This window comes from Nocardioides pakistanensis, assembly GCF_054781215.1.
On the sequence record NZ_BAAGUV010000023.1, the window covers coordinates 192,161 to 212,314 of the forward strand.

Genomic DNA, 20,154 nt, shown 5'->3' on the forward strand with positions numbered 1-20,154 from the left:
CGAGCCGACAGGCCCGATCTCAGCCCGCGGTGCGGGTCTTCGCCGGGGTCGTGGACTTCTTCGATGTCGGCTTCGCGGACGTGGACCGCCGGACCGAGGCGCGGGCGGTGTTCGAGGTCTCTGACCTCGACGAGCTCTTCGCGGCAGCGGTCTTCGGCGCAGCGGTCTTCGTCGCCGCAGACTTCTTCGCCGCAGCTTTCTTCGCCGCGGCCTTCTTGGCGGGGCGCTTCGCCGGGGCGGCGGCGACCATGGCGGCGCGACCGTCGAGCAGCGGCTTGAGGAACTGGCCGGTGTAGCTGTCCGGGTGTGCGGCCACCTCCTCGGGAGTCCCCTCGGCGACCACCATGCCGCCCCCGCTGCCGCCCTCCGGGCCCATGTCGATCAGCCAGTCGGCGGTCTTGATCACGTCGAGGTTGTGCTCGATCACGAGCACCGTGTTGCCCTGGTCCACGAGCCGCCCCAGGACCAGCAGCAGCTTGCGGATGTCCTCGAAGTGCAGACCGGTGGTCGGCTCGTCGAGCACGTAGACGGTCCGTCCGGTGGACCGCTTCTGCAGCTCGGCGGCGAGCTTCACCCGCTGCGCCTCGCCACCGGACAGCGTCGTGGCCGGCTGGCCGAGACGGACGTAGCCGAGGCCGACCTCGACGAGCGTGCGCATGTAGCGCGAGATGGCCGGGATCGCCTCGAAGAAGTCGACCGCCTCCTCGATCGGCATGTCGAGGACCTCGGCGATGGTCTTGCCCTTGTAGTGCACCTCGAGCGTCTCGCGGTTGTAGCGGGCGCCGTGGCAGACCTCGCACGGCACGTAGACGTCGGGCAGGAAGTTCATCTCGATCTTGATCGTGCCGTCGCCGGAGCACGCCTCGCAGCGGCCCCCCTTGACGTTGAACGAGAACCTGCCCTGCAGGTAGCCGCGCATCTTCGCCTCGGGGGTGGAGGCGAACAGCTTGCGGATGTGGTCGAAGACCCCGGTGTACGTCGCCGGGTTGGACCGCGGCGTCCGGCCGATCGGCGACTGGTCGACGTGGATCACCTTGTCGACGTGGTCGAGGCCTTCGATCCGCTTGTGGCGACCGGGCACCGTTCGAGCGTTGTAGATCTGCTTGGCCAGCGAGGTGTAGAGGATGTCGTTGACGAGCGTCGACTTGCCCGAGCCCGAGACCCCGGTCACCGCGACGAACATGCCGAGCGGGAACTCGACGTCGACGTCGCGAAGGTTGTGCTCCTTCGCGCCGACCACCTTCAGTGACCGGCCCGGTGTGCGGGGACGGCGGAGCTCCGGGACCGGGATCTCCTTGCGGCCCGAGAGGTACTTGCCGGTCTCCGAGTCCGGCGAGCTCAGCAGCTCCTCGACGCTGCCGGACACCACGACCTGGCCGCCGTGCTCACCGGCACCGGGGCCGATGTCGACCACCCAGTCGGCGGTGCGGATCGTGTCCTCGTCGTGCTCGACCACGATCAGGGTGTTGCCGAGGTCGCGCAGCCGCACGAGGGTCTCGATCAGCCGGTGGTTGTCGCGCTGGTGCAGACCGATGGATGGCTCGTCGAGCACGTAGAGCACCCCGACGAGCCCGGCGCCGATCTGCGTCGCGAGCCGGATCCGCTGCGCCTCGCCTCCCGACAGCGAGCCCGACGGGCGGTCCAGCGACAGGTAGTCCAGACCGACGGCGAGCAGGAAGTTCAGCCGCTCCTGGATCTCCTTGACCACCTGCTCGGCGATCTGGCGCTCGCGAGCAGTCAGCTCCAGACCGCGCAGGAACTCGGCGGCCTCGTTGATCGGCATCGCGGTGACCTCCGCGATGTTCTTGCCACCCACGGTGACCGCGACCGAGACCGGCTTGAGCCGGCTGCCCTGGCACGTCGGGCACGGGACCTCGCGCATGAAGCCCTCGAAGCGCTCGCGGCTGGTGTCGGACTCCGCCTCGCGGTGCCGGCGCTCGATGTAGGGCCGGACGCCCTCGAAGGAGGTGTAGTACGAGCGCTCGCGGCCGTAACGGTTGCGGTGGCGCACGTGGACCTTGGTGGGGTGGCCGTCGAGGATGGCCTTGCGCGCCTTGGCCGGGATCTGCTCCCACGGCGTGTTGAGGTCGAAGCCGAGCTCCTCGCCCAGCGCGCCCAGGATCCGGGTGAAGTAGTCGAAGACGTGCGCGCCCGACCAGGGCCCGATCGCGCCCTCCCCCAACGTCGCCGACGGGTCGGAGATCACGAGCTCGGGGTCGACCTCCATCCGGGTCCCCAGGCCGTGGCACTCCGGGCATGCGCCGTAGGGCGAGTTGAAGGAGAACGACCGCGGCTCCAGCTCCTCGAACGAGAGGTCGTCGTACAGGCAGGCCAGGTGCTCGGAGAAGGTCCGCTCCCTGACGATGCCGCGCTCGTGATCCTCTTCCTCGACATCGACGAAGTCGAGGGTCACCAGACCCGAGGACAGACCGAGGGCGGTCTCGACGGAGTCGGTGAGCCGGCGCTTGGCCGACTCCTTGACCGCGAGCCTGTCCACGACGACCTCGATCGTGTGCTTCTTCTGCTTGTCGAGCTTCGGAGGGTCGGTCAGCAGGTGGGTCTCGCCGTTGACGCGGACCCGGGAGAAGCCCTGCGTCTGCAGCTGGCGGAACAGCTCGACGTACTCCCCCTTGCGTCCACGGATCACCGGGGCGAGGACCTGGAACCGGCTGCCCTCCTCGAGCTCGAGGACCCGGTCGACGATCTGCTGCGGGGTCTGCCTGGAGATCGGGCGGCCGCACTTGGGGCAGTGCGGGCGTCCCGCCCGGGAGTACAGCAGCCGGAGGTAGTCGTAGACCTCGGTGATCGTGCCGACGGTCGAGCGAGGGTTCTTCGAGGTCGACTTCTGGTCGATCGACACCGCCGGCGAGAGACCCTCGATGAAGTCGACGTCGGGCTTGTCCATCTGACCGAGGAACTGCCGGGCGTACGCCGACAGCGACTCGACGTAGCGGCGCTGACCCTCGGCGAAGATCGTGTCGAACGCGAGGCTGGACTTCCCGGAGCCGGAGAGCCCGGTGAAGACGATGAGCGCGTCGCGCGGCAGGTCGAGGGAGACGTCCTTGAGGTTGTGCTCCCGGGCACCGCGGATGATCAGCTGGTCGGCCACAGAGTTCCTCTGAGAAGAGTGCGAGACGGCCCGGGGTCCTCCGAGGCCGATGTTCGAACAAGTGTTCGCACATCATATCGGCTGACACAAGCCGACACCCCGCAGGATGATGGGGTCATGGACACCAGCACGGGTACCCGGTCGATCGCCATCCCCAACCTCGTCGAGATGGTGGTGGCGAGCACACGACTCCTCGGCGCGCTCAGCGACCTCACCGACGAGGACGTCCGAGCCGCCTCACTGCTCCCGGGCTGGTCCCGCGGTCACGTGGTCACCCACCTGGCGCGCAACGCGGATGCGTTCTGCAACCTGCTGCACTGGGCCGAGACCGGCGAGCCGCACTACATGTACCCCTCGCGGGAGCAGCGCGACGCCGACATCGAGGCCGGCGCCGGACGATCCGCGCACGACCTGCGGGTCGACGCCTCCGCCGCCTGTGGCCGGCTGATCCAGGCGATCAACGAGCTCGACGTACGGCACGAGGACAACCTGGTCGCCCAGGCCCCGGGGCGGCCGACGTTCCCGGCACGCGACATCCCCACCCGCCGGCTGATCGAGGTCCAGGTGCACCACGCCGACCTCGGGATCGGCTACACCAACGACGACTGGGACAACGCCTTCTGCGAGCTGCTGCTCGACCGGGTCGCCCACGACCGGACCGACGGCCCGTCGATGCTGCTGCGGGCCACCGACACCGGTCGCGAGTGGAAGTACGGCGTCGAGGGCCCCGGTCCGGTGGTCTCCGGCCCGGCCTGCGACCTCGCCTGGTGGGCCATGGCCCGCGGCGACGGCGAGGGACTGACGTCGGACACCGAGCTTCCCGCGCTCTCGAAGTGGCGGTGACCGGCCGATGACCTACCACGGCAAGGTCCGTCCGGGCGGGCCCGCGGACACCCGCGAGCTGGCCAACCTGATCATCAACAAGCTCGCTGTCGACGAGCAGATGTCCAACAACGTCTACCTCCTGCGCTGCCGCGCCACCGACGAGCAGCTCTTGATCGACGCGGCCGACGACGCCGAGGCGATCCTGAGGCTGGTGGGCCCCGACGGCCTGGCCACGGTGGTCACGACCCACCGGCACTGGGATCACCACCGTGCGCTCGCCGAGGTCGTCACGGCGACCGGCGCGGAGACGGTGGCCGGCGAGGACGACGCCGCGGAGCTGCCGGTGAAGGTCGCCCGGCCGGTCTCCGACGGTGACATCGTCACGGTGGGCGAGTGCGAGCTGTCGGTGATCCACCTGCGCGGCCACACGCCCGGCTCCATCGCGCTGCTGTACGACGATCCCGCCGGCACGCCGCACCTGTTCACCGGCGACTCGCTGTTCCCCGGCGGCGTCGGCAAGACCTGGTCGACCGAGGACTTCGCCACCCTGATCGGCGACGTGCAGACGAAGATCTTCGACCGGCTGCCCGACGAGACGTGGTTCTACCCCGGCCACGGAGACGACTCCACGCTCGGCGCGGAGCGGCCGCACCTCGAGGAGTGGCGGGCGCGCGGCTGGTAGTCGATTCGGGCAATACCGGAACGCATGGGGCGGATGGGACTACGGTTCAGCCATGGGGAAGCTGTCGACGCTGGCACTCACCGCACTCGTGGCGGTGGTCTTCGGCTTCCTGGGGGCGGTCACCGCGACGACCCTGCTCGCGGACGACCTTCGCGGCGCCCAGGGCGCCACGGGACTGCCCGGTCCGCCCGGCGAGGACGGGGAGGACGGCGTGGACGGCGCGCCGGGACCGCCCGGACCGCAGGGCAGGCCCGGCAAGGCCGCCGAGAACCAGCCCGTGGACCTCGGCGTGGCCGACTGCGCCGGACAGAGCGTCGAGGTGGTCACCGACGCCCGGATGGTCGGCCGTCGGGTCGTCGTGGAGCGTCAGGAGATCTGCGTCACGGCCACACCGTGACCGCCCGCGCGCACCCGGCTCACTCGTAGCTGACCCGCACCGTGTCGGTCACCGGCAGGGACTGGCAGGCAAGCCGGATCCCGTCCGCGAGGTCGTCCTCGTCGAGGACCTCGTTGTGCATCATCGCCACCTCGCCCTCCACGATCCGGCACGCGCAGGCGCTGCAGTTGCCCTCCCGACACGAGAACGGCGCCGGGATCCCCTTGCGCAGCAGGTGGTCGAGCAGCGGCTTGTCGGCCGGCCAGTCGTCGAACTCGAACGACTGCCCGTCGAGCTCGCCGATCACGGTGGCCGGTGCGGTGCGGCCGCCAGGCGTCGTGTCGTCCTCGGCGGCGTCGACGGCGTCGACGGCGTCGACGTCCTCGACCTCGTCACCGAACGGGTTGCCGCCCAGGGAGACGAACTTCTCCTGGTGGCGTCGTTCGCGGGGGAAGCCGAGGTCCTTCAACGCCTGCGTCACCCCGCTCATGAACGGTCCGGGGCCGCACACGAATGCGTCGTAGGAGGCGAAGTGCGCCGCGAAGGTCTTCATGTGCTCCGCGGTCGGCAACCCCTGGACGCTCTCCAGCCAGTGCACCACGACGAACCGGTCGGGGTGCTTGTGCGCAAGCTCGGTCAGCTCGCGGGCGAAGATCACCGACTGCTCGTCGCGGTTGGCGTACAGCAGCACCACCTGTCCCGACCCCTGGGCCAGCGCCGACTTCGCGATCGAGATCACCGGGGTGATCCCGCTTCCCCCGGCGAAGAGGAGCAGGTCGGCGTCGAGGTCGGCGGGGCTGAAGATCCCGCTCGGCGGCAGGACCTTCAGCTCATCGCCCTGCGTGACGTTGTCGCAGATCCAGTTGGACCCGTATCCCTCGACGGTCCGCTTGACCGTGATCTTCAGCAGGTCGCTCTCGTGCGGGGCGCTCGACAGCGAGTAGCAGCGGGCCACCGTGCCGGTCCGGTCGCTGGGCACGGCGACGGTGAGGAACTGCCCGGGCCGGTACCTGAACACGTCGGCGTCCGGGACCTCGAGCACCACCGAGTGCGCGTCGTCGGTCTCGGGGATCACCTCGACCACGCGCGCGGTGTAGGACTCAGCCACGACCTGCCTCCGTCTCGGCGCCGTTCACGGCAACCCGCGTGTCGACGTACGCCACCTCGTCGGTGCCGCCACTGACCCGCAGCCGCCCGTCCCGCACCGCCGTGTCGATGCTGGCCTTGAGGCGGGAGCACGACTCGTGGACCAGCCTGCGGCCTGCCTCGGCGTCCTTGCGCGCGAACTCGGCACAGTTCGCCTGCGCCTCGGCGGTCCACTGGATGCTGGTCTGGAACTCGCTGCTCTTCTTGACCCGCACCCGCGCGAGGCAGTCGAGGCAGCTCACCTCCTGGAGGCTGGCATCGAGGTAGAGGCGCTGGTCGGCCAGTGTCTCCGGGCTCAACGGGGTGAACGACACCATCGGTCAGACACCGGTCGCCATCTGGGGGCCGGACGGGTTCTCGGCGAGCCGGTCGTCCTCGGCCTTGCGACGCTCGAGGTTCTCGCGGACCTCTCGCTCCCAGTTCTCGTTGGCGTGCGTGGTGTCCACCTCGAACTCGAAGCGCTGCGTCATCTCCTCGGTGACGTCGGCGGCGTCGACGTAGAACTGCTCGTACCAGCGGCGCAGCTGGTAGACCGGCCCGTCCTCCTCACAGAGCAAGGGGTTCTGGATCGTGGTCTTGTTGCGCCAGATCTCCACGTCCTGCATGAAGCCCTCGCCGAACATGTCGGCGTACTTCTTGGCGATCTTGTTCGCGGTGTCGTCGTCGAGGCCCTCGAGCTTCTTGACGATCAGCCCGTACTGCAGCACGAACGAGTTCGCGGAGACCGGGTAGTGGCAGTTGATCAGGATGACGTCGACCTCGATCCCCTTGTAGCTGGTGGTGAGCGGGTTGATCATGTACGACGGCCCGTAGTACGACGCCTCCGACGTGAGCAGCATGTCGTCGCCGGCGTAGCCACCGCCGGACATGTCCGGGCGGCCGCGAGAGTTCATGTACTGCGTGGCGATGTGCCCCTCGAAGACGTTCTTGAAGTACGTCGGGAAGGCGTAGTGGATGTAGAAGAAGTGCGCCATGTCCACGACGTTGTCGATGATCTCGCGGCAGTTGGCGTTCTCGATGAACAGCGTGTTCCAGGTCCAGTCGGTCCACTCGTCGGAGAACGCGGCGTCGATCTTGGGGATCACCACGTCCGGCGGGGGCGGGTTGCCCTCGGGGTCGTTGTAGACGAACAGCTGCTTGTTCTCCTCCATGGCCAGCCAGGTCCGGGTGCGGGCACGCAGCGGGATCCGCTTGGCGTACGGGATCGCCTTGCACTTGCCGTCGCCGCCCCAGCGCCAGTCGTGGAAGGGACAGGCCACCTCGTCACCCTTGATGCTGCCCTGGGTCAGGTCGCCGCCCATGTGTCGGCAGTAGCCGTCGAGCACCTTGAGCTCGCCCTTGGAGTCGGCCCACACCACGAGCTTGGTGCCGAACGCCTCGACCGCGTGCGGCTTGCCGTCGCGGAAGGTGTCCGCGAGCCCGAGGCAGTGCCAGCCTCGCGCGAACCGGGTCGGCGGAGCGCCGGCGTCGATGTCGCGCGCGTGCTCCGGTGCGTTGACCGCGTTCATTCGCATCCTCCAGGTGAGGTCTCGACCAGTTCCACGACAATACTGGAACAGGTTACAGTTTTGCGCCCACGATGACCACCGTCTCGACAGGGAAACCCGCGACCGCTAACCTCAGAACTGAAACACGTTCCAGTTCTGAGGAGGCCCCATGCGGGTGGCCCTGACCCCCGAGCACGAGCGCCTGCGCGCCGAGCTCCGGTCCTACTTCAACGAGCTCGTCACCCCGGAGGTACGGGCCGCCCTCGCGGCGGCCACCGGCGAGTTCGGAGATGTCGACGCCTACAAGTCCGTGATGCGCCGGCTCGGCGACGACGGCTGGCTCGGCATCGGCTGGCCCGAGGAGTACGGCGGCCAGAACCGCTCGATGATCGAGCAGCTGCTCTTCTCCGACGAGGCCGCCATCGCCGGCGTGCCGATCCCCCACCTGACGCTCAACACCGTCGGCCCGACCATCATGCGCTTCGGCACGGACGCCCAGAAGCAGAAGTTCCTGCCCGCGATCCTCAAGGGCGACATGCACTTCTCGATCGGCTACAGCGAGCCGGGAGCCGGCACCGACCTGGCCAACCTGAAGACCCGCGCCCGCCGGGAGGGCGACGAGTTCCTGATCACCGGTCAGAAGATGTGGACCAGCCTCATCCAGTACGCCGACTACGTCTGGCTGGCCTGCCGCACCGACCCGGACCTCCCCCGCCACAAGGGCCTGTCCATCATCCTCGTGCCCACCGACGCTCCCGGGTTCTCCTACACACCCGTCCGCACGGTCGCCGGGGTGCACACCTCCGCGACGTACTACGAGGACGTCCGGGTCCCCGTCGACAACCTCGTCGGCGAGCTCAACGGCGGCTGGCCGCTGATGACCAACCAGCTCAACCACGAGCGGGTGGCCCTCACGTCGGCGGCCCCGCTCGTGCACGCCGTGGAGGAGGTCCGTCGCTGGGCGCAGGAGACCAAGCAGCCCGACGGCAGCAGGGTCGCCGACGCCGAGTGGGTCCAGGTGCTCCTGGGCCGGGCGCACGCCCGCGTCCAGGTGCTCAGCCTGATGAACTGGAAGATCGCGTCCTCGGCCGGCGAGGACCTCAGCCCGGCCGACGCATCTGCGACGAAGGTGTACGGCAGCGAGCTGGCCACCGAGGTGTACCGCTCGCTGATGGAGATCGTCGGCCCCAACGCGATCGTGCGCAGCGACTCCCCCGCCGCGGTGCTCGCCGGGAGGCTCGAGCGCTACCACCGCACGTCGCTGGTGATGACCTTCGGCGGTGGCACCAACGAGATCCAGCGCGACATCATCGGCATGGTCGGGCTCGGCCTGCCGGCCGCGAAGCGATAGGCAGGAGCGCGACACATGGACTTCACCCTCTCCCCCGAGCAGCGCGACGCCGCGGAGCTGGCGCGCACGATGCTCACCGACGCGTGCAGCCAGCCCCGGCTCCGCGAGATCGAGGCGACCGGCACGCGTCACGACGGCGAGCTCTGGCGGCGACTCGGCGGCGCAGGCCTGCTCGGGCTGCACCTGCCGGAGACCGTCGGTGGCGCCGGTCTCGGGCTACTCGAGCTGTGCAGCGTCGCGGTCGAGGTCGGTCGCGCCGTCGCCCCGCTCCCGCTCGTGGCACATGCCGTCGCCGCCGACGCGCTGGCCCGCTTCGGCAGCCCGGAGCAGGTGGCTGCATGGGTCCGCCCGGCGGCTGACGGCGAGAACGTTCTGACGCCGGCGCTCAACGAGGACCTGGCCGACGCCCCCGAGCGGCCGAGCACCGCCGCGGAGCGCACCGGCGATGGCTGGCGTGTGACGGGCACCAAGACCGTCGTACCGGCCGCCACGGTGGCCGACCTGTTCCTCGTGCCCGCCGACACCGCCGAGGGCGGGATCGTGCTGCTGGTCCGCCCGGACGACCCGGGGGTGCAGGTGCACGCCCAGCAGGTCAACGACGGCGACACGGTGGGGCGGCTCGAGCTCGCCGGTGTCGAGCTCGGCGCGGACCGGGTCCTCGGCGCACCGGGCCAGGGCAGTGACCTGACCCGGTGGCTCGATGCACGCCACACCGTCGTCCTGTGCGCCGAGCAGCTCGGGGTGGTCGAGGGAGCCCTGGCGCTCACCGCCGAGTACGCCCGCACGCGCGAGCAGTTCGGTCGCCCGATCGGCACCTTCCAGGCGGTGTCGCAGCGCCTGGCCGACGGCTACATCGACGTGCAGGGGCTGCGACTGACCATGTGGCAGGCCGCCTGGCGCCTCAGCGAGGACCTGCCGGCGGACGTCGAGGTCGCCACGGCCAAGCTGTGGGCGGCCGACACCGGCCACAAGATCGCGCACACGACCGTGCACGTCCACGGCGGGGTCGGGATCGACCTCGACGGGCCCGCCCACCGCTACTTCACGGCGGCCAAGCGGCGTGAGTTCACCTCCGGCGGGAGCACCCGGCAGGCGCTGGCGGTCGGCCGGGTGCTCGCCGCCGAACCGGTGTGACGTGAGCGCGACGGTCCAGTCGCTGCTGCGCGCCCGGGCCGGCAGCGACGCCCCGGCGTTGCTGTTCGAGGACCGCCGTTGGACCTGGCGTGAGTACGTCGAGCAGTCCTCCCGTCGGGCGGCGGCGCTGACGACGCTGCGAGACGCGAGCCGGCCGTTCCACGTCGGGTTCCTGCTGGACAACACCCCGGAGACCGCGATGGTGCTTGCCGCCGCAGGGCTGGGCGGCTTCGTCGCGGTCGGTCTCAACTCCACCCGGCGGGGCGAGGCCCTGGCCCGTGACGCCCGGCACGCGGACTGTCAGGTCGTCCTCACCGACGCCGAGCACCTGCCCCTCCTCGACGGCCTCGACGTCGCCGGCGCCCGGGTCCTCGACGTCGAGGGAGACGAGTGGTCCCGCCTGGTCGCCGCTGCCGACCCGGACGCCGCACCCGTGGCCGAGGTGGGCGCCGAGGACCTGTTCATGCTGGTGTTCACCTCCGGCACCAGCGGGGACCCCAAGGCGGTCCGGGTCACCCACCAGAAGGTGGCCCACCCGGGCGCGTACCTGACCGAGATGCTCGGACTGGGCGCCGAGGACGTCTGCTACATCGCGATGCCGATGTTCCACTCCAACGCCGTCATGGCCGGCTGGGCGCCGGCTCTGGTCTGCGGCGCGACGATGGCGCTGGCGCGGCGGTTCTCCGCGAGCCGGTTCCTCGACGACGTACGACGCTACGGGGCGACGTACATGAACTACGTCGGCAAGCCACTCGCCTACATCCTGGCCACCCCACCGCGCCCCGACGACGCCGACAACCCACTGCGGCTCGCGTTCGGCAACGAGGCGAGCGAGAAGGACATCGCCGCGTTCGCCGACCGCTTCGGATGCCGGGTCCAGGACGGCTTCGGGTCGACCGAGAACGCGGTCGTGGTCTCCCGGGTCCCGGGCACGCCACCGGGGGCCCTCGGCAGGCCGCAGGACGGGGTCAAGGTGCTCGACCCCGCCAGGGGCCTGGAGTGCCCGCCGGCCCGGTTCGGCCCTGACGGCAAGGTGCTCAACCTCGCCGAGGCCACCGGCGAGCTGGTCAACACCACCGGCGCCGGCCAGTTCGCCGGCTACTACAACGACCCTGACGCGACGGCCGAGCGGATGCGCGGCGGGATGTACTGGAGCGGTGACCTCGCCTACCGCGACGCCGAGGGCTGGGTGTACTTCGCCGGCCGGACCGGTGACTGGTTGCGGGTGGACGGGGAGAACCTCGCCACCGCGCCGATCGAGCGGATCCTGCTGCGTCACCCGGACGTGAGCCGGGTCGCGGTGTACGCCGTGCCCGACGACCTGGTCGGCGACCAGGTGATGGCTGCCCTCGTGCTTCGCGACGGTGCTCGCCTCGAGCCCGACGAGCTCACGGCGTTCCTGCAGCGCCAGGGCGACCTCGGGACGAAGATGTGGCCGCGCTACGTCCGGCTGGCAGCGGACCTTCCCGCCACGGCCACGAACAAGATCCTGAAGCGCGAGCTGGTCCGGGAAGGGCTGGACGACACCGGAGACTCCGTGTGGCAACGCGATCCGGGCGGGACGTCGTACTCGGTCCGCTGACCGTCGGCGGGAGTCAGTCCTGGCAGCAGGCGTCGGCCTCGGCCTTCGCGTCACGGGCAGCGCTCGGGTGCTCCCACACGTGCCCGATGCCGTCACAGTCAGGGCGCGAGCACGTGAGGTTGCCCTGGGGTGACGTCTTGCGGCACATCCGGGTCCTCCTCGTTCAGGGGTTGATGTCTGACGCATACCCGCCTCCGGCGGTTGCGTCCCGCTGGTCCGGACCAGCCGGTCTCGGATGTTTGGAGCTCAGATCTCCAGCACTGCAAGGACAGGACGGTGGTCGCTCGCCCGGGCGAGCAGGGCCTCGTCCACCTCCGGCGCTCCGTGGTGTACGACGGTCGCGGTCCCGCCGAGCAGCAGGGCGTCGATCCGCTTCGCCGCGTCGGCCGCCGGGAACGTCGGCCAACGCTCGTCGCCGTGGTCGACGAAACCTGCCTGCCGCAGCCGCCGCCAGCTCGGGCCACGCGGCGGCTCGTTCAGGTCACCGCCGACCAGCACCGGTCCGCGCAGCCGAGCGGCGACCTCGACCACGCGCGCGACCTCCACCGACCTGCTCTCCGGGTCGAGGCCGAGATGGCAGGCGACCACCCCGAAGAGCCTGCCCCCCACGCGCAGCTGAGCCGCGGCGATCCCCCTACGGGGCTTGAGGAGTGGCTGCGGCAGCGTGGTCGCGAACGTCGACCTCACCTGGACGCGTGGTGACACCGCGATCAGGTTCGAGCCCGCGTCCCGGCCGCCGACGACGTACCGCATCCCCCACCGCTCGGTGAGCCGGCGCACGCGGAACCGCCACAGACACGGTGCCTTCGGGCTCTCGTTGACCACGATGACGTCGGGGCGAGCCGCTCGGACCACCTGGTCGAGCAGCGGCCCGCCGCGACCACCCATCCAGATGTTGTAGGTCAGCACACGGAGGCGGGGCATCCGCCGATCCTGCTCAGGCGTCGCGGATCTTGTCCAACCGGTCGACGGCGTCCCGGAACTCCGAGAGCAGGTCCTCGACCACGTCGGCGACCGGACGCACCTGGTTCATCCGGCCGACGATCTGGCCGACCGGCATGGAGATCACGTCGGGGTCGCCGCTGGCGTTGATCCGGTTGTGCGCCTCGCTGACGAGCAGGTTCTGCAGCGGCATCGGCAGCGGCTCGGGGGCGTCCTCGGCCTGCCAGGCCTCGGTCCACTTGGTCTTGAGCAGCCGGGCGGGCTTGCCGGTGTAGATCCGGGTGCGCACCGTGTCGGTGGAGTCGGCGCGCAGGAAGGCCTCGGTCATGCCGGTGTTCGAGGAGAGGTTGGAGTACTCCTCGACGGTCAGCCAGATCGAGCCGGTCCACACGCCCTGCGCACCGAGCGCCAGCGACGCCGCCATCTGACGGCCGGAGCCGATGCCGCCGGCGCCGAGCACCGGGACGTCGGGGCCGACGGCATCGACGATCTCGGGGGTCAGCACCATGCTGGCGATCTCCCCGGTGTGCCCGCCGGCCTCGTACCCCTGCGCGACGATGATGTCCACGCCGTTGGCCACGTGGGAGAGAGCGTGCTTCGCGGCGCCGGCCAGCGCCGCCACCTTCACGCCGGCGGCGTGCGCCTGGTCGATGACGTCCTTCGGCGGCGAGCCGAGCGCGTTGGCGATCAGCACCGGCCGGTGACTCAGCGCCACCTCGACGTGGGACCGGGCGACCGAGTGCAGCCAGCCGAGAACCCCCTCGCGTCCCTCCCCCTCCGGCAGCGGCGGGACGCCGAGCTTGCGCAGCGTCTCGTCGACGAACTGGCGGTGGCCTTCGGGGATCATCGACTTCAGGTCCACCGCGGTGCCCTCGGTGGGCACCTTCATCGGCATGACGACGTCGACGCCGTACGGCTTGCCGTCGGTGTTCTCGTCCATCCAGGTGAGGGTCTTCTCGAGCTCCTCGGTGTCGTTGAAGCGGACGCAGCCGAGGACGCCCAGCCCGCCGGCCCGGCTCACCGCCGCTGCGACGTGCTCGGAGGGGGTGAAGGCGAAGATCGGGTAGTCGATCCCGAACTGGTCGCAGAGGTTGGTACGCATGGGAGCCTTTCGGTGTCGGACGGGGGCGTGGGCGTCGGCGCTCAGGACACCGAGGCCGGGGCGTTCCTGGCCTCGGTGGCGATCTCCTTGGCACGGGGGTAGTTCGCCTTGCCGGTCGCGCTGCGCGGGATCTCGTCGACGAAGGTGACCGAGCGCGGCAGCTTGTAGCCCGACAGCATCGGCCGCAGGAAGGTGCGCAGGTCCTCCAAGGTGGGCCTGACGTCCCCGCGGGGCTGCACGACGGCCGAGACGGCCTGCCCGTAGTTCTCGTCGGCGACGCCCACCACGAGCACGTCGTACACCTCCGGATGCGCCTTGAGGGCGTTCTCCACCTCTTCGGGGTAGACCTTCTCGCCGCCGGTGTTGATGCAGTTCGAACCGCGCCCGAGCAGGGTGACCTTGTTGTCGGGCTCGATCCGCGCGAAGTCGCCGGGAACGGAGTACCTGGTGCCGTCGATCTCGAGGAACGTCCGGGCCGACTTCTCCGGGTCCTTGTAGTAGCCCAACGGGACCGAGCCGGAGCGGGCGAGCCGGCCGACGGCACCCACGTTGCTCATGTCGATAACCTGGTTGCTCTCGTCGAGCACCACCGACTGCGGGCCGAGGGTGACCACGCAGCCCTCGCCCTTGATGTTGTCCTTGTCCTGCATGCCGGTGCCCTGGAACCCGGTCTCGGAGGCACCCACGGAGTCGGTGAAGATCGCGTTGGGGAAGGCCGCCATCCAGCGTTCCTTCACCGGGCGGCTGAAGATCGCGGCGCTGCTGGAGATCGCGAACAGCGAGGAGCCGTCGTACCCGCCCTGCTCGTAGGCCTCGATCAGGGGCCGGGCCATCGCGTCGCCGGTCATGAAGATCAGCTGCACGCCGTTGGCGTCGATGGCGCGCCAGACCTCGTGCGGGTCGAACTTCGGCGCCAGGATCGTCAGATGCCCGCCGAACAGGTGCATCAGCATCGCGGCCTGGGCGCCGCCGTGCATCAGCGGGCTCAGCGGGAACGTGACCATCGGGTCGCTCTCGAGTGCCTTCTTGGACTGGTCGTACTCCTCGAGCCAGTCGCCGGTGTAGAAGTCGATGCCGCCGCCGAGCACGCGCCAGAAGTCCTCGTGGCGCCACATCACGCCCTTGGGCCAGCCGGTCGTGCCGCCGGTGTAGACGATGTAGAGGTCGTCGGGGCTGCGCTCGCCGAAGTCGCGGGTGTCGCTCTGCCCGCTGAGCGCCTCCTCCCAGGTGATGCCGCCGAAGCTGCTGAGATCCGCGGCGTTGTCCGGCTCGGTGGGGTCGGGCATGGCCACGATCGTGGTCAGCCGCTCGTGGTTGGGCGCGGTGGCGGCCACCAGCGGCGCGTAGGTCCTCTCGTGCAGCAGCGCCACGATGTCGGAGTTGTCGAAGAGGTAGTTCAGCTCGCCCTCGACGTACCGGTAGTTGACGTTGATCGCGACCGCACGGATCTTGAACACCGCGAGCAGCGCGACGACGTGCTCGACGCTGTTCTTGGCGTAGATCCCGACGTGGTCGCCGGCGCCGATGCCGCGGCCGGACAGGAAGTGGGCGAGGCGGTTGGCCTCGGACTCCAGCTCCGTGTAGGTCACCTTGCGCTCGCCGACCTGGATCACCGGACGGTCCGGCACCGCGTCGACGGCGTGCTCGAAGAGATCTGCGATGTTGATAGCCACGACCGGCAGACTAGAACACGTTCTCGTTTCTGGCTAGGGTGTGACCACCGCAATCTTCGCCCGTCTCCCGGAAGGCCGCCAGAATGACCCAGCCACACTGCCTCGTCGAGCAGGAGGGGCACACCCTCGTCGTGACCATGAACCGACCGGAGGCCAAGAACGCGCTCTCCGGCGAGATGATGGACATCATGCGCGAGGCGTGGGACCGCGTGAACTCCGACGACTCGATCCGCGTGGCCATCCTCACCGGTGCCGGCGGCGCCTTCTGCGCCGGGGCGGACCTCAAGGCGATGACCAGCAGCCACCCCGGCGACTCCTTCGAGGGCGGCGGCTGGGACCTGTCGGTGATCAAGCCGCTGCTGAAGGGCTTCCGGCTCACCAAGCCGCTGATCGCCGCGGTCGAGGGCCCGGCGATCGCCGGCGGCACCGAGATCCTGCAGGCCACCGACATCCGGGTGGCCGGCGAGAGCGCCCGGTTCGGCGTCTCCGAGCCGCGCTGGGGCCTCTACCCGCTCGGCGGCTCCGCGGTCCGGCTCCCCCGCCAGATCCCCTACACCGTGGCCGTCGACCTGCTCCTGACCGGCCGCCACATCAAGGCTCCCGAGGCCAAGGAGATCGGCCTGATCGGCCACGTGGTCCCCGACGGCACCGCCTTGGACAAAGCCCGCGAGATCGCGGACCTGATCGCTGCCAACGGCCCCCTGGCGGTGCAGGCGATCCTGCGCACGATCCGCGACACCGAGGGGATGCACGAGGAGGACGCGTTCAAGGTCGATGCCAAGATCGGCGCCCCGGTGTTCTCCAGCAATGACGCCAAGGAGGGCCCGCGGGCCTTCGCCGAGAAGCGCACCCCGAGCTTCACCGGCACCTGATCCTGGGGCGCCCCCGCCAGTGCCGGTTTCCCATGGTGGCTTGGGAAACCGGCACTTTGCACGGTGCACAACACGTACCAGGCGGCGGATTCCCACGTTCACATGGGGTTCCGCCGCCAGGCCGAAGCGGGTCAGACTCGGCGGGCGTGGCCCTCCCAGAACTGGGCGCGCAGGGCCTTCTTGTCGAGCTTGCCGAGCGCGGTGAGCGGCAGCGACGGGGCGACCACGACCTGCTTCGGCGCCTGGACGCTGCCCTTGCGCTCCTTGACGCGCTCCTTGATCTCGGCGGTCAGGGCGGCGACGGAGTCCTCGTCGTCCGGCGTCCCCGGCCGGAGTACGACGATCGCGGTCACCGCCTCGCCCCACTTCTCGTCCGGCACGCCGATGACCCCCACCTGGGCGACAGCCGGGTGCTCGGCGATCACGTCCTCGACCTCGCGCGGGAACACGTTGAAGCCACCGGTGACGATCATGTCCTTGGTGCGGTCAACGATGTACCAGAACCCGTCCTCGTCGGCACGCGCGACGTCGCCGGTGCGCAGCCAGCCGTCACGGAAGGTGGCGGCGGTCGCCTCGGGCAGCTGCCAGTAGCCGTCGGCCAGCACGGGCCCGGCGACACAGATCTCCCCGGGTTCTCCGGGCGCCACCGGCCGGTCGTCAGGACCGAGCAGTGCGGTGCGCAGGAAGGCACTGGGCCGGCCGCAGCTGGCCAGCCGCTCCGGGCGGGACAGGTCGTGGTCCCGCTTGGACAGGTAGGAGATCACCATCGGGCACTCGGACTGGCCGTAGTACTGCGCGAACACCGGCCCCCACTTCTCGATCGCCTCGGCCAGGCGCACCGGGTTGATCGCCGAGGCGCCGTAGTAGACCGTCTCCAGGCTGCTGAGGTCGGCGGTGTCGGCGTCGGGGTGGTCGAGCAGCGCGTAGATCATGCTCGGCACGAGCATGGTCGCGGTGATCCGGTGCTCCTCGATCGCGCGCAGCACCTCGCCGGGCTCGAACCGGGGCAGCACGACCATCGACCCACCGGCCATCAGGGTCGGCACGAAGAACGCCGCGCCGGCGTGGCTCAGCGGGGTGCACATGAGGAACCTGGGCGCCTCGGGCCACTCCCACTCCGCGAGCTGGACCTGGGTCATCGCCGCCATCGAGCTCGCCGTGCCGACCACGCCCTTGGGCTTGCCGGTGGTGCCACCGGTGTAGGTGACGCTGACGACCGCGTCCGGGTCGAGCTCGGTGACCTCGAGCGGCCGGGGCGTGTGCTTGCCGGCCAGCGCGATCAGGTCCTGCCCGATCTCGGCCTCGCCGAGGGTCAGCACCTGGCGCAGGCCGGGCACCCGCTCCTGCAGCGCACGGGCGCGCTCCACGAACGCCGGCACCGGCTCGACCACGAGCGTCTCGATCCCGGCGTCGGCGAGCACGTGTGCGTGGTCGTCGAGGGACCCCAGCGGGTGCAGCGCGGTGCGCCGAAGGCCCACCATCTGCCCGGCGCCGATCATCACGAGCACCTCGGGCCGGTTCAGGGCGAGCAGTGCGACCGGGCTGCCGGTCGTGCAGCCGACCTCCTCCAGCGCCGCCACGTAGCAGCTGATCTGGTCGGCGAGGTCCTGGCCGGTCAGCGTCCGCTCGCCGACGTGGAGCACGGGCGCCGCGGCGTGCCGCTGCAGCGCGGAGGCGAGCAGGTGGCCGAGGTGGGGTCCCCGGCGCAGGTCGGTGGAGGGCGTGGAGCTGCTGTGGTCGGTCATGGCGCACACGCTAGAACGTGTTACAGAATCGGGTCAATGGGCGACCTCAGCCGAGCACCACCTCCGCGACCTGGCGCACCTCCTCGGGCGAACGCAGGGTGAGCACCAGCATCGTCACGCCGGCCTCCTCCCAGCGGGCGACCTGCTCGCGGACCTCCGCGGGGTCGCCGATGATGGTCACCTCGGCGATCAGCTCGTCGGGCACCAGCGCGGCCGCCTCGTCCTTGCGCCCCTCCAGGTAGAGCTCCTGGATCCGGTCCGCGACCTCCCGGTAGCCCATCCGCTCGAAGACGGTCTTGTGGAAGTTCTGCTCCTTGGCGCCCATGCCGCCGATGTAGAGCGCCATCCACGGTCGCATCGCGTCGAAGGCGGCGCGCTTGGCCGCCTCGTCCGGTACGACGATCAGCTGGCACGTCGCGGCGATCTCGAACGTCTCCCGGGTGCGACGGGCACCGGGCCGCGCGAACCCTTCGTCGAGCCAGGAGCGGTACATGTCCGCCATCCGCGGCGAGAAGTAGATCGGCAGCCAGCCGTCGGCGATCTCCGCCGCGAGGGCCACGTTCTTGGGACCCTCGGCGCCCATCCACACCGGCAGATCCGCCCGCAGCGGGTGCGTGATCGGCTTCAGCGGCTTGCCGAGGCCGACGGCACCCTCGCCGGTGTAGGGCAGCGGGTAGTGCGGCCCGTCGTTGACGACCGGGGCCTTGCGCTCCAGGACCTGGCGGATGATCCCGATGTACTCGCGGGTCCGGGCCAGGGGTTTCGCGAAGGGGCGGCCGTACCAGCCCTCGACGACCTGCGGGCCCGAGACGCCGAGGCCGAGGATCACCCGGCCGCCGGAAAGGTGGTCGAGCGTCAGCGCGTGCATCGCGCACGAGGTCGGGGTCCGCCCGGACAGCTGGACGATCGACGTACCGAGCTTGATCCGTGACGTGCGGTGACCCCACCACGCCAGCGGGGTGAAGGCGTCCGAGCCCCACGCCTCGGCGGCGAAGACCGCCTCGAAGCCGGCCCGCTCGGCCTCCTCGACGAGCTCTCCGACCCCCTCCGGCGGCTGGGCTCCCCAGTACCCGAGCTGCAGTCCGAGCTTCACGACGACCACCTGTCTTCCGTTGCGCCATCGGTGGCCGAACCCGTCGCCGGGCTTGCCAACCAAAACGAGAACCTGTTTCACTTTAGCCCATGACCGGGACCCTCAAAGCACCCATGCACGTGGAGTTCGACTACACCCGATCGCTCGGGCCCGTCCTCTCCCAGTTCATGACCGGCCTGCGTGACCGGGCCGTTCTGGGCGGCCGTGCCGCCGACGGCCGCGTGATCGTGCCGCCGTCGGAGTACGACCCCGTGACGCACCAGCCTCTCACCGACCTCGTCCCCGTCGGGACGACCGGCACGGTGCAGACCTGGTCCTGGGTCTCCGAGCCGGTCCCCGACCAGCCGTTCGACCGGCCGTTCGCGTTCGCCCTGGTCCTCCTCGACGGCGCGGACACCCCGCTGCTGCACGCCGTCGACGTCGCCTCCCCCGACCGGATGCGCACCGGGATGCGGGTCCGGGTGCGCTGGGCCGAGGAGACCGTCGGCCACATCCGCGACATCGCCTGCTTCGAACCCGCCGAGGAGTCCGCATGAGCACCACCGCCCCGGTCACCGGAATCGTCACCCCGGTGAAGCTGGACTACACCTACGCCGCCTCCAGCGAGGAGTCGCGCTTCCTGCGCGGCCTCGCCGAAGGCAAGATCCGCGGCCAGCGCTGCCCGGCCTGCGAGAAGGTCTACGTGCCCCCGCGAGGCGCCTGCCCCGTCGACGGTGTGCCCACCCGCGACGAGGTCGAGCTGCCCGACACCGGCACGATCACGACGTTCTGCATCGTCAACGTGCCGTTCCTCGGCCAGCGGATCCAACCGCCGTACGTCTCCGCCTACGTCCTGCTCGACGGCGCGGACATCCCGTTCCTGCACCTGGTGCTCGGCTGCGACGCCAGCGAGGTCCGGATGGGGATGCGCGTGGAGGCGGTGTGGAAGCCCCGCGAGGAGTGGACCACCTCGATGGAGAACATCGACCACTTCCGGCCGACCGGCGAGCCCGACGCGGCGTACGAGACCTACGCCGCCCACCTGTGAGAAGGGAA

General features: G+C 70.2%; 19 protein-coding genes. 9 read left to right on the plus strand and 10 right to left on the minus strand.

What is annotated here, in order from left to right; all coding sequences use genetic code 11:
- Window positions 1-19 precede the first annotated feature (19 nt).
- Window positions 20-3,109 carry an excinuclease ABC subunit UvrA gene (gene uvrA / locus ACYVIH_RS10570; RefSeq protein WP_460869023.1) on the minus strand — a complete coding sequence of 1,030 codons (3,090 nt, stop codon included), beginning with the start codon at window positions 3,107-3,109 and terminating at the stop codon, window positions 20-22.
- A 117-nt stretch (window positions 3,110-3,226) separates the two neighbouring features.
- Here uvrA and ACYVIH_RS10575 point away from each other — a divergent pair, with 117 nt between their 5' ends.
- The 3 genes from ACYVIH_RS10575 to ACYVIH_RS10585 are packed head-to-tail and all read left to right on the plus strand — an operon-like array spanning window position 3,227 to window position 5,013.
- Entirely contained in the window at window positions 3,227-3,952 is a 726-nt protein-coding gene (locus ACYVIH_RS10575) for a maleylpyruvate isomerase family mycothiol-dependent enzyme (RefSeq protein ID WP_460869025.1), read from the plus strand.
- Window positions 3,953-3,959: 7 nt separating this feature from the next.
- Complete coding sequence (locus ACYVIH_RS10580) at window positions 3,960-4,616, plus strand: MBL fold metallo-hydrolase (RefSeq protein WP_460869027.1); 657 nt, start codon at window positions 3,960-3,962, stop codon at window positions 4,614-4,616.
- A 52-nt stretch (window positions 4,617-4,668) separates the two neighbouring features.
- Entirely contained in the window at window positions 4,669-5,013 is a 345-nt protein-coding gene (locus tag ACYVIH_RS10585; protein ID WP_460869029.1) for a hypothetical protein, read from the plus strand.
- A 19-nt stretch (window positions 5,014-5,032) separates the two neighbouring features.
- Here ACYVIH_RS10585 and ACYVIH_RS10590 read toward each other — a convergent pair whose 3' ends face one another.
- The 3 genes from ACYVIH_RS10590 to ACYVIH_RS10600 are packed head-to-tail and all read right to left on the minus strand — an operon-like array spanning window position 5,033 to window position 7,646.
- A complete protein-coding gene (locus tag ACYVIH_RS10590; protein WP_460869031.1) occupies window positions 5,033-6,100 on the minus strand; it encodes a 2Fe-2S iron-sulfur cluster-binding protein in 1,068 nt (355 codons plus the stop codon).
- Window positions 6,093-6,455 (minus strand): hypothetical protein, encoded by a 363-nt coding sequence (locus tag ACYVIH_RS10595; RefSeq protein ID WP_460869033.1) that lies wholly within the window; start codon window positions 6,453-6,455, stop codon window positions 6,093-6,095. Before ACYVIH_RS10595 ends, ACYVIH_RS10590 begins: the two co-directional genes overlap by 8 nt.
- A gap of 3 nt (window positions 6,456-6,458) precedes the next feature.
- Entirely contained in the window at window positions 6,459-7,646 is a 1,188-nt protein-coding gene (locus ACYVIH_RS10600) for a Rieske 2Fe-2S domain-containing protein (RefSeq protein WP_460869034.1), read from the minus strand.
- Window positions 7,647-7,794: 148 nt separating this feature from the next.
- Between ACYVIH_RS10600 and ACYVIH_RS10605 the strand changes: the two genes are divergently transcribed.
- From ACYVIH_RS10605 to fadD1, 3 genes are read left to right on the plus strand one after another with little or no spacing between them, the layout of a single operon-like run.
- The gene (locus tag ACYVIH_RS10605) at window positions 7,795-8,976 is read left to right on the plus strand and encodes an acyl-CoA dehydrogenase family protein (RefSeq protein ID WP_460869036.1); all 1,182 of its coding nucleotides are present in this window, start codon (window positions 7,795-7,797) and stop codon (window positions 8,974-8,976) included.
- 15 nt (window positions 8,977-8,991) lie between these two features.
- On the plus strand, window positions 8,992-10,110 hold the full coding sequence (locus ACYVIH_RS10610; protein WP_460869038.1) for an acyl-CoA dehydrogenase family protein: 1,119 nt from the start codon (window positions 8,992-8,994) through the stop codon (window positions 10,108-10,110).
- Between the two features lies 1 nt (window position 10,111).
- A complete protein-coding gene (gene fadD1 / locus ACYVIH_RS10615; protein WP_460869040.1) occupies window positions 10,112-11,692 on the plus strand; it encodes a fatty-acid--CoA ligase FadD1 in 1,581 nt (526 codons plus the stop codon).
- Window positions 11,693-11,705: 13 nt separating this feature from the next.
- Here fadD1 and ACYVIH_RS10620 read toward each other — a convergent pair whose 3' ends face one another.
- From ACYVIH_RS10620 to ACYVIH_RS10635, 4 genes are all read right to left on the minus strand, one after another.
- Window positions 11,706-11,840: a hypothetical protein gene (locus tag ACYVIH_RS10620; protein WP_460869042.1), complete on the minus strand. Its 135-nt coding sequence runs from the start codon at window positions 11,838-11,840 to the stop codon at window positions 11,706-11,708.
- Between the two features lie 98 nt (window positions 11,841-11,938).
- The gene (locus ACYVIH_RS10625) at window positions 11,939-12,616 is read right to left on the minus strand and encodes an endonuclease/exonuclease/phosphatase family protein (protein ID WP_460869044.1); all 678 of its coding nucleotides are present in this window, start codon (window positions 12,614-12,616) and stop codon (window positions 11,939-11,941) included.
- Between the two features lie 13 nt (window positions 12,617-12,629).
- On the minus strand, window positions 12,630-13,736 hold the full coding sequence (locus tag ACYVIH_RS10630; protein WP_460869046.1) for an NAD(P)H-dependent flavin oxidoreductase: 1,107 nt from the start codon (window positions 13,734-13,736) through the stop codon (window positions 12,630-12,632).
- Between the two features lie 41 nt (window positions 13,737-13,777).
- The gene (locus ACYVIH_RS10635) at window positions 13,778-15,409 is read right to left on the minus strand and encodes an acyl-CoA synthetase (RefSeq protein ID WP_460869047.1); all 1,632 of its coding nucleotides are present in this window, start codon (window positions 15,407-15,409) and stop codon (window positions 13,778-13,780) included.
- 83 nt (window positions 15,410-15,492) lie between these two features.
- On the opposite strand from ACYVIH_RS10635, the gene ACYVIH_RS10640 reads away from it, so the two are divergent.
- Window positions 15,493-16,281 carry a crotonase/enoyl-CoA hydratase family protein gene (locus ACYVIH_RS10640; RefSeq protein WP_460869049.1) on the plus strand — a complete coding sequence of 263 codons (789 nt, stop codon included), beginning with the start codon at window positions 15,493-15,495 and terminating at the stop codon, window positions 16,279-16,281.
- Window positions 16,282-16,412: 131 nt separating this feature from the next.
- On the opposite strand, the gene fadD8 is transcribed toward ACYVIH_RS10640, so the two are convergent.
- Both fadD8 and ACYVIH_RS10650 read right to left on the minus strand, forming a co-directional pair.
- Window positions 16,413-18,026 carry a fatty-acid--CoA ligase FadD8 gene (gene fadD8, locus ACYVIH_RS10645; protein ID WP_460869051.1) on the minus strand — a complete coding sequence of 538 codons (1,614 nt, stop codon included), beginning with the start codon at window positions 18,024-18,026 and terminating at the stop codon, window positions 16,413-16,415.
- Between the two features lie 46 nt (window positions 18,027-18,072).
- A complete protein-coding gene (locus tag ACYVIH_RS10650) occupies window positions 18,073-19,119 on the minus strand; it encodes an LLM class F420-dependent oxidoreductase (RefSeq protein WP_460869053.1) in 1,047 nt (348 codons plus the stop codon).
- Window positions 19,120-19,208: 89 nt separating this feature from the next.
- On the opposite strand from ACYVIH_RS10650, the gene ACYVIH_RS10655 reads away from it, so the two are divergent.
- Both ACYVIH_RS10655 and ACYVIH_RS10660 read left to right on the plus strand, forming a co-directional pair.
- Window positions 19,209-19,655, plus strand: a complete 447-nt coding sequence (locus ACYVIH_RS10655; protein WP_460869056.1) for a Zn-ribbon domain-containing OB-fold protein — start codon at window positions 19,209-19,211, stop codon at window positions 19,653-19,655.
- Window positions 19,652-20,146: a Zn-ribbon domain-containing OB-fold protein gene (locus ACYVIH_RS10660; RefSeq protein WP_460869058.1), complete on the plus strand. Its 495-nt coding sequence runs from the start codon at window positions 19,652-19,654 to the stop codon at window positions 20,144-20,146. Before ACYVIH_RS10655 ends, ACYVIH_RS10660 begins: the two co-directional genes overlap by 4 nt.
- Window positions 20,147-20,154: the final 8 nt, after the last annotated feature.

Bases quoted from the DNA above. Each gene is read 5' to 3' on its own strand.
- ACYVIH_RS10595 (WP_460869033.1), bottom strand. From the start codon at position 6,455: ATGGTGTCGTTCACCCCGTTGAGCCCGGAGACACTGGCCGACCAGCGC.
- ACYVIH_RS10585 (WP_460869029.1), top strand. From the start codon at position 4,669: ATGGGGAAGCTGTCGACGCTGGCACTCACCGCACTCGTGGCGGTGGTC.
- ACYVIH_RS10640 (WP_460869049.1), top strand. From the start codon at position 15,493: ATGACCCAGCCACACTGCCTCGTCGAGCAGGAGGGGCACACCCTCGTC.
- ACYVIH_RS10575 (WP_460869025.1), top strand. From the start codon at position 3,227: ATGGACACCAGCACGGGTACCCGGTCGATCGCCATCCCCAACCTCGTC.
- ACYVIH_RS10610 (WP_460869038.1), top strand. From the start codon at position 8,992: ATGGACTTCACCCTCTCCCCCGAGCAGCGCGACGCCGCGGAGCTGGCG.
- ACYVIH_RS10580 (WP_460869027.1), top strand. From the start codon at position 3,960: ATGACCTACCACGGCAAGGTCCGTCCGGGCGGGCCCGCGGACACCCGC.
- ACYVIH_RS10605 (WP_460869036.1), top strand. From the start codon at position 7,795: ATGCGGGTGGCCCTGACCCCCGAGCACGAGCGCCTGCGCGCCGAGCTC.
- ACYVIH_RS10660 (WP_460869058.1), top strand. From the start codon at position 19,652: ATGAGCACCACCGCCCCGGTCACCGGAATCGTCACCCCGGTGAAGCTG.
- ACYVIH_RS10655 (WP_460869056.1), top strand. From the start codon at position 19,209: ATGACCGGGACCCTCAAAGCACCCATGCACGTGGAGTTCGACTACACC.
- fadD8 (WP_460869051.1), bottom strand. From the start codon at position 18,026: ATGACCGACCACAGCAGCTCCACGCCCTCCACCGACCTGCGCCGGGGA.
- ACYVIH_RS10620 (WP_460869042.1), bottom strand. From the start codon at position 11,840: ATGTGCCGCAAGACGTCACCCCAGGGCAACCTCACGTGCTCGCGCCCT.
- ACYVIH_RS10625 (WP_460869044.1), bottom strand. From the start codon at position 12,616: ATGCCCCGCCTCCGTGTGCTGACCTACAACATCTGGATGGGTGGTCGC.
- ACYVIH_RS10630 (WP_460869046.1), bottom strand. From the start codon at position 13,736: ATGCGTACCAACCTCTGCGACCAGTTCGGGATCGACTACCCGATCTTC.
- ACYVIH_RS10600 (WP_460869034.1), bottom strand. From the start codon at position 7,646: ATGAACGCGGTCAACGCACCGGAGCACGCGCGCGACATCGACGCCGGC.